Below are 13665 nucleotides of genomic sequence, written 5' to 3'. Positions count from 1 at the left end.
AACTGTGGTGTGGCGGGACAACCGAGCCGGCAAGGCAGCCAGCAGCTGGACCGCGGCTCGTCCGGCCAGTTCCCTCACGACTGCCCGCACCTGACCGGTCAGCCGGGTGGTGCGCCGCTGGTACCGTTCGAGCAGGCCGGGAACCTGCTCACGAAAGGTCCCCCAGCAGTGCGGCGTCGGACGGACCAGCCGCCGAACCCGCACCCGCAGCACCACCAGGCGGCCATCGACCGGCAGATCGGCGACGGTCCGACGATGATAGCTGTGGAGCTTCGCCGACGCCGCGCCGCAGCGCGAGCACACCGCAGGGCCTGGCGCCGTCCTGGCCCGAACAACGACCCTCGAACCGTCATCGACAACGTCGTCGATCACCAGCGCTGACAAACCCGAGAACGATAGTCCAACAGCAATATTCACCACGCTCACCAAGGCATCGTGCCGTCAGACCATCACGCTGAGCCACCGGAAGTGAGCCAGAGCCGAAATTGAGACAGAGCCGTTGTATTTACAGTCCCTAATGGGCGACCAGGATGGAGTAGGAAAGTTCTGTCAAGCATAGGTGATCGGTTCTTTCACTTCACCGATCGGCGAATAGGGTGGGTCTGCCCACGCTCGCCTACGAAGACCAGGGTACGGGCCCACGATTCGGATCGAAGCCGTTGAAGTCGGCCAGTTGCCGGTTCGACCGCTGCAAGACCTGAAGCAGAATCGGGTTGTGTTGATTGTGGTAGTAGTTCGTGGCCGCGTCTTGGTGCCGGAGCGCTAGTTGCCGTCCGATGTGTTGGCGAGTATCGCGCCCGGCGTTGCGCCACTCGTCTGGAGTGATGGTTCTGAGCTGGCTTTCATGGTCTGGACGGTCCAAAATGTTCATGATCCGCTGCACGAACTGGTGATCTACTGCGTTCGGGTTCATGGGCGCGGTGGAGTGCCGCACGAAACTGTCCGCGGCGACCACGGCTTGCGCCGCGAAGGCCGGCAGCGCGGCGGCGTCTTGGTGGTTCTCCACCGCGTACCCTGCGGCGAGCGCTTTCTGTAAGGGCGCGAAGCCGTTGGGGTCGTAGTTCTTCATGGTGGCCTTCTGCACGGCCAGCGCACGCTGGGCATCGATCACCTGCTGATCGCTCGCACCCGTCGCCAGCAGAATCGGAGCGATCATCGAGTCCGGGACCTTGCTGTCGCCCAGACCGTCCAGAACATTTTGGACACCGAGCGCGGAGTTGATTCCGCCATCTATTCCGTTCAACCGCCCGGTAACCTTGACTCGCCAGTTCCGGCGGCCAGCATCGTTGTACTCCTGCGATTGCCGCGCCATCGGGGAGGCTGCGATGTTGTTGAGATCCATCCGCTTCTTCCTGCGCGACAGCGGGTTCAACGGGCCCACCGTCGCCCCGAGAAGCCACGCGGTCGCAGGCGAGGCATTGATCGTGTTCAGCATGCTCATCCCGGATATCAGCCCGGCGTGCAGCGAATCGCCAGCGCGAGCATTACCCATGCCTAGTGCCGATCCACCGCCACCTGCACCGCCGGAGCGTGCTCCAGACCCCTGCACGGCGAGCGCGAACCGGTTGGCGATCCAGTCGTTGCCCCTGCCCAGACTGCGGCTGAGACGCTTGAGCTGGGCGGTGGCGACGATCTCGACGGTGCCCGCGATGACTATCACCGCCATGGTCTGCCCTTTCGCCTGCGCGAACAGATTGCCCATGAACAGCACATAAATGCCGAGGAAGATGGTGTACGCGGTCATCCTGGCGGCCGCGACAAAGCCGTCGACGAGATTGCGGATTAGGAAGGTCTGCGTCGGTCCGTAGACGAATCCGCCTGCGGCGAAGCCGAATATCGACATGAACCCGTGATAGATCGTATCCAGTGCGGCCTTGATGACCCTGATCCCGAGCATCACTGCGAACGCCAATAGGGTGCCGCCGCAGATCAACAACATCAGTCCGGTACCGGCCTGCCCCATGCTCGGGTTCTGCGCTTTGGCGTAGGCGGCGTAATCACCGCAGCGTTGCATGCCCTTACGAACGCGATCGTCATCGCCTTCGGCCATCCCTGCGGACCAGGCGGCTCGGCAGGCCGGTTGCTCGTCGACCACATGTCCGAAATTCCACACCTGCACCGGGCGGCGGGCGAAGTTGTCCGCCAGAGCCTCCTGCATGGTCGTCACCATTTGATTCGGATTCGGATTTGTGTCGCCGTTCAATCCGGCTGCGACCGAAATTCCCAAATCCCGCCCCTTGGCGAGCAATCCGTTAGAAGACAGCACATCGCCGAGCGGTTCGGCCAGGAACACTGGGCCCAGGATCGCCACCCCGAGCATCGTCACGATCTGTAGCACCGCCTTGGCGTGATATCCACGCAGCAAGAACCAGGCAACACAGAACGCGCCGATGGTAGCCGCGGTGGTCAGCAGCATGGGCGTCGCGATCTGAACGGTCAGCCGGTCCGCAACCCCAGTCAGCGCCGAGCCGAACATATTCAGCCATTCAAAGCTCAATGCATTGCCGATCAACCAGATCGCGGTGGTTACGATCGCGATGTAACCGATGAATTCGAAACCGAGGACGGACCAGAGAATGGTGGAGCTCGGGTTCAGCACACCGCCATGGTCGGTCGCGAACGCATAGCTCGCCAGCGGCACGCCATAGGAGTCTCGGATATGCATCCAGCTGATCCCGTCGATTTCGGAGACACCGCTGCCTGTCGTCGCGGCCTGGTACTGGGCACTGGCCACCGCACCGAGGAGTCCGGGAAGGACGAACAGCGCGAGGATTACGATCAGTAGTCGGCCGACGGGCCGCCGCCAACGGCTGGTACAGAACCGACGCGACAACATGACGGGACGCCGACAGTCGTCCCGCGGATCCTCCTCGGATCTCCACCTCGGCCGGATCATGAGAGCGGTGGGGACGATGAAATGGACTCGCGCTCGCTGGTTCTCGCGGTCGATAGGTGGTCGATATTCTGGAACACCCTCGGCGCGAGGTCGGCGATTTCGGAGGGGTAGTCGCGAAGCTGGGGTGTCACATTCGTGAGTTCGGTCAAGGTGCCTGCGAGCTGGTCCCGGTACTGCCCGAGTGCCCCGGAAGTGTTGGCGAGGAAGGTGGTCAGCTGCGTATGGTCGAGTGTCACCTGTAAGCCGGAGATTGTTCGGGGAGCAGTGCGAAGATCTGAGTCAGCCAGTCGCTGAAATCGCGGATAGCCCGGTCGTTCGCGGAGAGGATGGCGGTGGTGAGTTCGCTGAGCCGGAGGATGACTTTTCATACCGCGTCCTTGTCCTCGCCGCCGACCTTCAGCGCGGCCGACAGCGCTCCGAGGGTGCCGCAGATCTTCGCGCCGTTGTTTTCGAGCATGGGCTAGAGCACCCACCCCGACATCGGGCCGAGCCTCGCGGCGCCTCCCTGCGGTTTCCACGCTGCAGCGAACTGATCGATAGTCTTGATCGCAGTGTCGGACTCGACCCAGGTGATGGTCCGTGCCATAGCGTCTTTCGGTATATTCACGCGCGGCTCGATCGACAGGCGCATCTCGATGAGTGTGCCTGTCGGCGTGACCTTCTGGACTTTCCCGACTTCGAGTCCGAGGACATGAGCGGGGAGTTGCCTTCGTAGATGCCGGTGATGATGTCGGAATCCGCAGCGATTTGCGCGGTATCGCCCAACGCGTCGTTCGCCGCATTTGGTGCAAGCCAGCAGTTGTCCACAGTGAGTGCCGCCGCGTTGATCGCGAGTGTCTTGACCAGCCTGAACATGGTCACTGAACTGGACTGTCCTCCGCAGCAGCAACCCGGCGGATCCCGCGCATATTTCGGCATACTGGCAGCACCCGGTCCGGGGCATAATAATTCCACCTCGAATACTGGTCGATTATCGGAGGGTCGTGGCGGAAGTTGGTCCGCCGAGCCGGGTGGTGTCTATATCCGGAACGGCACTACCGCAAGGTTCGATAATGGCATCACGGCGCCTAGATATCCACCATTGGCAAAAGTGCCTAGTTTCTATACTACAGCAGACCTTTGCTAAAATTGCTGTGCCAGAAATCGGCTACTGGTAATAACCATTCCGCAGCAGGGGAGCTCTCGCTGCGCTGCTCAACGGAGCAGTGCACGAAGCCGCCCCGCCTCCTTGCTCACCGATCTATTCGCCAGAAATTGGCAGCGGGTGTTTGACTGGCATCCAGGCTCGCAAACTTCATGATGGGCAGCCGACATTGAAATAGTTTCTCGGAGCTCCACATAGATTTAGTATACGCGAACAAGTCGATGTCCCTCATCCGTGGAGATGAACAGCATACGTACGTAGTTTAGCGTCGCATTCCAAGCTTGTAAATATGTGTGACAAGCAGGAGTTTGAGTCCGTATATCTCCGCTATGAGTACGTTCGTTCTCGCACTCATCCGCACTCCGTGATGTAATCGGTGTGTTAGTCGCGCCTTTTGGGCTGTGTAACTGGTGGCGTGGGCGGCAGGTCGACCATCGTTGGATGGAGGTGAGGGCGGACCGGTAGGTAATGAGGTGTGCCGGAAGGCACGGAGTTCGCCGGGGATGAGCGGGATGAGTTCGCTGCCAACACTTTCAGGGCGATGGCTGCGGTGACGCGAGGTAGGTGTGGACGAGCGCGGCCAGGGTGATGTGCCGGTACCAGGCGTCGTAGCGGCGGACCTGAAAAGCGGCGTTCGACCGTATCTTCAGCCAACCGGTCACCAGTCCCCGAGCGGGAAACATGGAAAGCTGAGCGAGCAGATGGTTGTGATCCGGCGGTAGTACTCGATCACGGTCGTTCGCCCCGACCGGGGAGGCATGCCCCAAGGCGGGTCGTCAGTCCTTCTGCTTAACGTCGCCCTGCACGGGATGGAAGCAGCAGGGGGAGTTCGCTACCGCAGCTCGGGACTCATGCCGCCGAGTCGGTGGAGGGTTCTCCCGCGCTGGTCAGATATGCCGACGACTCTGTCGCTCTGTGTCATTCGCGAACAGGACGAACAGGTCAAAGCGCGGCTCGCTCCCTGGGTGGAGCCGAGAGGGCTGGTGTTCAAGGAGGACAAGACGCGAATCGTGCACGTCGATATCGGCTTCGATTTCCTCGGATTCAATGTCCGCCGTTATGGCGGCATGCTGTTGACCGAGCCGAGTTATGCTGCTATGAAACGGATTCGGGGAACAGCTACGCACCGAGACGAAGGCTCTGCACGGGTCGGACGTAAGTGCAGTGCCGGACAAGATCGACCCGAGCGTACGGGGGTGGTCGGATTTATTACCGGACGGTGGTGTCCAGCACGGCATTCGTCGCGCTGGACGACTACATGTGGCAGCTCACCTACAAGTGCGCCAAAGCACGGCCATCAGAATAAGTCGAGGTACTGGGCCGTTAACTGGTACTTCGGCCGGTTCAGCCAGTCCAGGCAGGACCGGTGGGTTTTCGGCGACCGGGATACCGGCGCTCACCTGCGCCAGTTCGCCTGGACGACGAACGTCCGACACCGAATAGTCACGGGCGCATCGCCTCCGGACGACCCGGCCCTGACCGAGTACTGGTCCGAACGGCGACGCAAAGCGACACCACCGCTACTCGACGCGTTCAGCCTGCGGATTCTCAAGCTGCAGGACGGGCGCTGCCCGCTCTGTGGGAGCTTGCTGCTCACCAGCACCCGCTTGTCCTTGACCCGCCGATGCACCCGGTCCATCAGGACCGCATGGTCGATCGGCTGCGCAGCGAGGTCGTCGAACCGGCGGCCGGGATCGGCCGCCGCCCAACGGTGAAGCTTGGCCTGCATTCCCGATACCCGCCGGCGCGGCCCCACAGGGCCGCCCGGCGCGGCGTCACCGTTCGGTGGCGCATCTTCGGCATTCCAGTCTCCGCCCCTTCTCGAAAACCGATGTTACCCCTCGCCATGTGACCGGCTCTCCCGGCCTCGGACTACTACGGCGGCTCCGCCCCGCCTGGCCCGTTCGACCGTCGGTACGTCTATTCCTGATGGTATCACTCTCACCTCCATGCGAATCACAGCGCCTCACAACGCACCGAAAATGAGCCATAGCGGACCGTTCACGCTGCACCAACTCCGACATTCCAAGCTCACCCACGCCGCCGAGGACGGGGCCGTCGACACCGATGCTGATGCGCATGAGCGGGCACACCTCGGTCCGGTTCCTCGGCAAGTACCCACGCCCCTAGGCGGAAGCGCTGATCTGGTGGCAGTCCCAAACCGACCCCGCGGCACGGAGGCGGCGCTGAGCGGTTGTGGCCTGGGGGTCCCCACGCGGTCAGCGGGGCGCCGTTAAGGGCGGGCTCTGGGCTTCCCATATTTGGAGAATTGGAAATTGTGTTGTGGCGAAATATCCTTCAGAGGCCGGGTGGACGACATGTCACGGCATCAGGTTATCCCCCGTTCGATTCGTAGAATAGTCGGCCAGGGTCCGCCTGAGGCTGCGTTTCTAATGCTGAAATGCGGGGGTTGTATCAGGAGGTATCACCATGGGAAATCTTCCCCAGCTCGCCATGACCAACTCGGAGCAGCTGCCAGAGGGGGTGAGTCCCGCGCTGCGTGCCGCGCTCGAGCGTCGCCTGAATCGGAGTGATCGAGGCCGCTCGTTCAACTCCTTCATAGGTTCCGGTAAGTAACCGGTTGCGATAAGCGTCGACTACTCGGTGGGCTCGGTGAGCTGAGTCCACCGGGATAGTTCACACTGCCCAAGAGAGTGAGAAATGGGATCAGTTTCGCTATCGTTGAGTCCTTTTCGGGAGCGAGCTCCGTGGCCTGCGATTGGGTTAGATGTTGCCGAATTACGTCGCGGCGGTTGGAAACCGCTGCCATTCACGGAGTTCATCATCAAGATCCATAGCCGGTGCAACTTGGCGTGTGACTACTGTTATATCTACGAAATGGCAGACCAGAGTTGGCGCGAGCAGCCGAAAACAATGTCTCGACAAGTTTTCGACGACACATGCCGAATGATCGGTGAACATGCTCGCATCTTCAGGTTGCCCGCTGTCGATATCGTATTACACGGCGGTGAACCGTTACTTGTCGGACATCGGGACCTGGGGCATTTCGCCCGACGAGCGCGAGAGCTGATCGAGCCGTCCACTGAGGTGCGAGTTGGAATGCAAACCAACGGTGTTCTGCTCGATGAAGAATTCCTTCGCATTTGTGATAGATGGGGCATCCAGATTGGAGTCAGTATTGACGGTGACGAAGAGGCGAACGATCGACACCGCCGCGATCGGCGAGGTTCGGGAAGCTACTCCCGGGTCGCCGAGGGATTGGCGAAGCTGACTACCGACGATTGGCGTCACCTATTCTCCGGACTACTGTGCACGATCGATACTCACAACGACCCGGTACAGACCTATGAGGCGCTCGCGAAGTTCGATCCGCCAGCCGTTGACTTCCTAATGCCACATGGCAATTGGGTGACACCGCCGCCCGCGTCAGGTATCTACGACAACACCACACCCTACGCCGACTGGCTGATCAAAATATTCGACCGATGGTACAGAGCGCCGGTACTGGAAACTAAAGTACGTCTCTTCGAAGACATCATTGACCTCCTGCTCGGCGGTGTCGCGGTATCGGAGACTGTAGGACTGGCACCGATTCGACTCGCCGTGATCGAGACGAACGGCATCCTGGAGCAGGTCGACGAATTGAAGTCGGCATTTGCGAGAGCGACCGAACTCCATACAAAAGGCGAGGGCAACCCGCTCGATCTGGCTCTATCGGAGCCGTCGATCGTCGCTCGCCAGATCGGTGCTGCCGCGTTGAGCGACACCTGCCTTTCTTGCCCGGTGCAGCCCGTGTGCGGTGGTGGACACTACGTCCACCGCTATCGCGAGGACACCGGATTCCGTAACCCGTCGGTGTACTGCGCCGATCTGAAAAAGTTGATCGAGCACATCGAATCGGCCGTCCGTGCGGATCTCAGGTTTTCCGACACTACGGGGCGTGATGAATAGCTCTGGGCTGCACACCAACCGGAACTTCATCCTGCTGTGGTCCGGTAGCGCGACGTCGCTGGTGGGATTCCACGGTGTCCGGATCGCCTACCCGCTGCTAGTTCTCGCCGATACCGGCTCGCCGATGGCGGCAGGGTGGATCGGGTTAGCCCTGAACCTGCCCGGGCTGATCTTTCAACTGCCCGCCGGAGCGGTCGCGGACAGTTCCCACCACATACACACGCTGATCCGATGCCAGTACATCGGTTTGGCCGCGACCGGCGTCGCGGCCATCTCGGCCGCGGCGCACCTGCCCCGTCTGTGGCTGATACTGCTTGCCACCGCGTTCATCGAGGGCAGCGTCTATGTCTTCGGCGGTCTGTGCGAACTCGGCGCGATCCGCGATGTGGTGTCAACCGGCCAGCGCCCCACCGCGTTCTCCTTCCTCGAAGCCGAACAACCGATCGCAATCCTGATCGGGCGAGCCACCGGTGCAGCGGTCTACGGTGTGACCCGCTGGCTACCGTTCCTCGCCAACGCCGCCTCGTACCTGTGCTGCTTAGTCACACTGAGAGTAATCCGCTCGAACGTGCCCGCACCCGAACCAGTCTGCGCTGAGACAGGCGGCCGCGCCAATATCCTCGACGGTATACGCGTTGTGTGGACCCAACCGTTCCTGCGAACATCGACGTTGATCAGCGGGTTGTCGAACATCGTCATCCAGGTCGTGCTGTTGTTGATCCTGGTAGAACTACACAGCAACCGATACCCCGCATGGACTACCGGGCTGGTACTCGGCGCGGCAGGGATCGGTGGAATTCTCGGTGCGGCGGCCGCATCGTGGCTCACCGCACGCATTTCTCCTCGACGCCTCTACCGGGCATCGCTGTGGGCATGGACCGTCCTGCTTGTCCCGATGGCGCTGAGTACCAACCCTTCTGTGTTGGCAGCATGTTGGTGCGGAATCGGTGGGGTAGGCGTACTTACCAATGTGGCGTTGACGATCTACCGGGTCGAGGCGATACCCGAACACACGCTCTTGCGCGCTGTCGCGGCGATGGCACTTGTGTGTGAGGGCGCGGTCGCACTCGGCGCACTGACCGCAGGCTACCTGCTCACCGCAGCCGGGATCACCCCCACACGATGGACGGTGCTCGGCGCGATGTGCACACTCGCCGCCTACGCCAGCACTCACACCGCAACAGCCAGCAAAGACGATCGTCGGTGTCGGCCGAGGGCCTCACACTGAGGTTTTCCCGCTTCCTTGGAGGTGATGATGTTCCCCCGGTTTCGGGGACTGTAAATACAACGGTCGGGTGGCCCGGGGTATCTCAACCCCGGGCTCCCACAGATCCGTGGTGACAGTCTCCCGTCATACGGCTCTTGTTGGCCTGGTCATCCGGCGACCGGTTTCACCCAGGCCCAGTGCGCGAAGTACCGCGGCGCGTGGTGCGCCGCTGGTAGCGCTCCAGTACCCCGGGCACCTGCTCACGAAAGGTGTTGCGACAGCCTATGGGTGGGCACACCAGCCGCCGCACCTGCACTCGCACGCGCACTGCACGACCGTCGAGCGGCAGGTCGACGACGGTGCGCTGATGGTAGCTGTGCACCTTGCCCGAAACAGCACCGCAGCCCGGGCAGGCCGCCGGGCCATCGGGGGTCCGGGCGCGTATCCCGATCCAGGAGCCCTCGTCGCTCACCTCCTCCACCAACAGTGGTGGCAACTCCGAAAAAATTAGGCTTACAGACACATTCACATCACCCACGGCACTTCGTGCCTCACACCAGCAATCACCACCGAAATTGAGACAGAGCCGCGATTCACGGCTTTATCAGTGCTGTAGATGGCGGAGGCGGGTGGGTCGTTCTCGGGCTTCGAGTTGGATGCGTTTAATGAGTTCTTGTGGGACCAGGGTGATGATGTCGTACCGCGTGGTGAGTGTGAGTTTGCGGAGGATGATGGAGACTTGTGTGTCGACGGTGCGGATGGAGCTGCCGCGGCGTGCGGCGATTGCGCTGTTGGCCCAGCCGGCGGCGACGAGTACGGCGATCTCGCGTTCGGCGGGTGAGAGGTCTTGCCAGCGCGAGGTCGCCGCGCGCCGGTCGGTGGTGGTGGCGTGGAGCAGGTCGTCGGCGGATCGGGTGCCCAGCATCAATGCGTGCAGGTCCGGCGAATCCACGCTCAGTTGCGCGCCGAGTTCCATTGCGGCGGCGAACCCATCCGCCCCGATTATTGATGTGACGAGTTCGGTAACGCGTTTGGTCTGCGCGGCGACGGTGGCTATGTTTTCGACGGTGATACCCATCGACCGGCACGATTCGGCCACGGCGCCTTGCAGGAGCGCGATTTCTGTGGCGGCGGTCTCCCAGTCGTCGCGGTGGGCGTCTTCTCGGGCGATGCGGTCGGCGAGGACACGGGCGAGTGCTGCGACACCGAAGCGGAATATCCAGCTGGTCGTCCACGGATCGATGCCCGCTCTATACCGCTTCAGCACGGTGCGACCGACCTTCAATGCTTCATGCGGATCACCATGCAACAGCAGCGCGAGCATCCACGCCAACCGCGCCCAGGGATTCACCCAATCAGCGTTCTCCGATTCCGATTCCAAGACCCGATCAAGGTGCCGCCGGGCGACTTCCAGCGCGTGCTGTCCATCACCGGTGAGAGAACACGCCAGCGACTCGAACATGTCACTACGCCGCTGGCCCGCGAGGTCACCGGCCTCAGCAAATTTCTTTCGCGCACGAGCCAATACAGACGGCGCGTGGGGATCCGAACCGCGCAGCATGAGTTCGACACCCCAGAAGAATTCCAATTCTGCCGGCAGGCCGATGTCAGACCCTGGAGTATCACGCCAACCACGGGCCAGTCGCGAATCCGGCACACAGGTAGCCACACAATCATCCAACAACTTTGCCGCGTAGTCGTATTGCCCGTGCCACAACGCGAAGTGGCCGACATCCGCGAGCGCCGCGACCCGCAACCGCGTCGGTATCACCTCGATACCGCCAGCAGCTTCCACAGCGCGTTCGATCAACGCAGGCATCGCACGACCCGCATGGGAAATCACGAACGGAGCCCGCAACGAGATAAACGCACTCGCGGTCTCGACACCGATAACAGCTTCAGCAGGTGTGGTGAGGCCGGATTCGATACCGAGAAGAATATTGTCCCAAGCACCACGCGCCCACTCCAGCCAGTCACGCTGCCCAGGCCCCGACCAAATCGCTCGCCCAGACACGACCCTGTCCCGATAATACCGCCGCAGCCGTGCCAGCAACTCCGCCTCGCTCGGCCCCCCACCACGCAGCCGCAGCTGGCCGGAGACGAACACACGCACACTTTCGAGCAGAAAATACCGCACCGTGGCGGACGCGATATTCACCGACACCAGCGACCGCTCCACCAACCTCTCCAGCAAGGACTCGATCTCCTCCGCCGGCAGGTACTCATCCGCACACACCGCCACGATGGCATCCGGTTCGGCGCCGCCGCTTCGCGTCACATCGTCATGCACCTCGAAACCCGCCGCGAACACCGACATACGGTCGAGCAACAACTGCTCAGCGCCCGAACACAAATCATAGGACCAGGCAATCACATCACGAACACCACCATGACGCTCTTCAACTCCCATCTTAGCCCCGTGCGACCACTGCATACGCCTGTCATCGGAATCACCACTCAACTCCCGACGCACCACCCCCAACGGGCGATGCCGCAACCGCGCCGCAGCCAACCGGATAAACAACGGATTATTGTCGCTATGCCGACAAATCTCCTCGGTCACAGCCAACTGCTCAGGATCATCCGAAACCGGCCGACCGATGATCTTCGCCCGCCGCCGAAACAACTCCACGGCATTGGACACCGTCAACGGCCGAACAGTCAGAATATGCTCATCGACCCACCCCACCGGTTCCCGGCTCGTCGCGATAACCGTCAGCCCAGGTACCGCCTGCAGCAAACCCACGATAAGAGGCCCCACCGCATCCAGTACATGCTCGCAATTATCCATCACCAGCACCGCCCCACGCCCCCGCGGCCGATCATCACCAGCCAACACCCCCTCCACACACTTCCGCACCGACCGACCCGAAACATCCACCACCCCGGTCGACCGCATCACCTCCTCAGCGATCACATCGACATGCGCGCCACGCACCAAGCGAGCCAACCCAACCCAATAGACCGGATTCGGACGACGCCCGTGCCGGCGCAACGCCTCGACCACCAGCCTCGTCTTACCAATACCACCAGGCCCAACAAGCGTGACCAACCTCGCCGTCTCACACCGCAACCAATCATCAATCTGCCGCAACTCCACGTGCCGCCCCACAAACTCACTGGTCAAAGCAGGCGCACCCGCACCATCCAGCTCCACAGCAGAACCAACACCCAAATGATCCCAAGCACACGAAGGCGCCCCACCTTCGGCGTGAACCGACCACATACGAGCGGGCTCGGAACAATCTGTTTTGGAGGTCATACATCCTTCTTTCGCCGTCGCAGACCTAAATGAATTCAAGCCAGCGCTGGCAAGGGCCAGGAGGGCCATTCCGGCTAGAATGGGGGCGAAACCGGACAGGGATGGGTGATGTGGCAAACCGTGCCGATATGCGATTGCATGAGGCGGTCATACCGCCCCTCGTGCTGACCGGGGTTGTGGAGATCGGACAGCGTGAAGGGCTGTCCACCGTGTCTTGGTTCGCGGGTACGGGCCTCGATCCCAATCTGCTGGTGACCTCCCCGGAGTTGAAGGTGTCGTACCAGCAAGCCGCGACGATCCTGCGCCGGGCCGTGCGTGCGATGCCGGATAGGCCATTGGGCATGCAGGTTGGGATGCGCGACGTACTATTGACGTTCGGCATGCTGGGTATGGCGATGCGCTCGTGCGTCACTACCGCTGACGCGATGGCGGTTGGACTGGAACTGCACCAAGCCTCTGGCAGTCTGGTCGATCTCGAAGCCGAACTGTTCGATCATGAAGTCGCGCTCCGTCTGCGCGAGCGCGCGCCCGAGCCACGTCTGATCGCGTTCCTCTGTGAAGAGGTCCTGTGCAGCACAGTCGTCTTCCTACGCACCATGCTGGGCGCGGGCTGGTCGCCCACGAGGATCGAACTCTCCTATACCGCACCGAAGTACGCGCACGACTATCGCAGGTTCTTCCACTGCCCGGTCTGGTTCGGCGCCGACGCCAATCGGTTGGTCTTTCCCGTCGCCGACCTGGATCGGCCGTTCCCCACCCCCAACGATCCCATTCGCGCCGTCGCGATCGACGCGTGCCGCCGACTGCTGGACATCGACAGCACTCGCCCTGACGTCGTCATGGCCGTGGAATCGCTGCTCGATCACAATCTGCGGCATCCCATGACCATGGCCGAAATCGCTCAGCGCCTGCACATCACTGAACGCACGTTGCGCAGGCAACTCGCCAGTGCTGGAGAACGATTCCACAGTTTGCGTGACCGTGTGCGCGCGCGGCGAGCGACGTATCTGCTGCATGAGTCGACGCTGACGATCGAGGCGATCGCCCGGGAGGTAGGTTTCGGCGACGCCCGAGGGTTCCGCCGAGCCTATATCCGCTGGACCGGGCACCCACCACGTAAAGAAAGAGACTAGAACCCGGCATTGCGGTTGATTCCTCGAGTTCACCTCGAGCGAAAATGATAATTGATCCGACACCCAGTGGCCCGCAGACCGCCTGTAAAAGCTCCACTAGAAATAAAAACA

7 protein-coding genes and 1 pseudogene are annotated in these 13665 nt (G+C 61.7%); 3 read left to right on the top strand and 5 right to left on the bottom strand.

All coding sequences use genetic code 11. The annotated features are described in order from the left end of the window. From ACIHAX_RS35390 to ACIHAX_RS35380, 3 genes are all read right to left on the bottom strand, one after another. A partial coding sequence (locus tag ACIHAX_RS35390; RefSeq protein ID WP_364439915.1) for a transposase family protein occupies positions 1 to 426 on the bottom strand: 426 nt, incomplete at its 3' end. 190 nt (positions 427 to 616) lie between these two features. Continuing rightward, positions 617 to 2734, bottom strand: a complete 2118-nt coding sequence (locus tag ACIHAX_RS35385; RefSeq protein WP_397281988.1) for a hypothetical protein — start codon at positions 2732 to 2734, stop codon at positions 617 to 619. Positions 2735 to 4573: 1839 nt separating this feature from the next. Then, positions 4574 to 4807: a hypothetical protein gene (locus tag ACIHAX_RS35380; protein WP_397281986.1), complete on the bottom strand. Its 234-nt coding sequence runs from the start codon at positions 4805 to 4807 to the stop codon at positions 4574 to 4576. 1894 nt (positions 4808 to 6701) lie between these two features. On the opposite strand from ACIHAX_RS35380, the gene ACIHAX_RS35375 reads away from it, so the two are divergent. Together ACIHAX_RS35375 and ACIHAX_RS35370 are read left to right on the top strand one after the other, a co-directional pair. Next, positions 6702 to 7952, top strand: a complete 1251-nt coding sequence (locus tag ACIHAX_RS35375) for an FxsB family cyclophane-forming radical SAM/SPASM peptide maturase (RefSeq protein ID WP_397281984.1) — start codon at positions 6702 to 6704, stop codon at positions 7950 to 7952. Further along, complete coding sequence (locus tag ACIHAX_RS35370; RefSeq protein ID WP_397080760.1) at positions 7945 to 9180, top strand: MFS transporter; 1236 nt, start codon at positions 7945 to 7947, stop codon at positions 9178 to 9180. The genes ACIHAX_RS35375 and ACIHAX_RS35370 overlap by 8 nt, the downstream gene beginning before the upstream one ends. Before the next feature lie 193 nt (positions 9181 to 9373). On the opposite strand, the pseudogene ACIHAX_RS35365 reads toward ACIHAX_RS35370, so the two are convergent. Both ACIHAX_RS35365 and ACIHAX_RS35360 read right to left on the bottom strand, forming a co-directional pair. Then, positions 9374 to 9697 (bottom strand): annotated as a pseudogene (locus tag ACIHAX_RS35365) (transposase family protein); the annotation flags it as partial. 66 nt (positions 9698 to 9763) lie between these two features. Further along, positions 9764 to 12421, bottom strand: a complete 2658-nt coding sequence (locus ACIHAX_RS35360) for a LuxR C-terminal-related transcriptional regulator (RefSeq protein ID WP_364439567.1) — start codon at positions 12419 to 12421, stop codon at positions 9764 to 9766. 110 nt (positions 12422 to 12531) lie between these two features. On the opposite strand from ACIHAX_RS35360, the gene ACIHAX_RS35355 reads away from it, so the two are divergent. Continuing rightward, complete coding sequence (locus ACIHAX_RS35355; RefSeq protein ID WP_397281981.1) at positions 12532 to 13554, top strand: AraC family transcriptional regulator ligand-binding domain-containing protein; 1023 nt, start codon at positions 12532 to 12534, stop codon at positions 13552 to 13554. Positions 13555 to 13665 lie beyond the last annotated feature (111 nt).

The sequence above is a fragment of the Nocardia sp. NPDC051929 genome, from assembly GCF_044548645.1.
GTDB lineage: Bacteria > Actinomycetota > Actinomycetes > Mycobacteriales > Mycobacteriaceae > Nocardia > Nocardia sichangensis.
The sequence above is the reverse complement of the archived record's forward strand: the minus strand, read 5'-3'. Positions and strand labels throughout refer to the sequence as shown.

Bases quoted from the DNA above. Each gene is read 5' to 3' on its own strand.
- ACIHAX_RS35370 (WP_397080760.1), top strand. From the start codon at position 7,945: ATGAATAGCTCTGGGCTGCACACCAACCGGAACTTCATCCTGCTGTGG.
- ACIHAX_RS35375 (WP_397281984.1), top strand. From the start codon at position 6,702: ATGGGATCAGTTTCGCTATCGTTGAGTCCTTTTCGGGAGCGAGCTCCG.
- ACIHAX_RS35360 (WP_364439567.1), bottom strand. From the start codon at position 12,421: ATGACCTCCAAAACAGATTGTTCCGAGCCCGCTCGTATGTGGTCGGTT.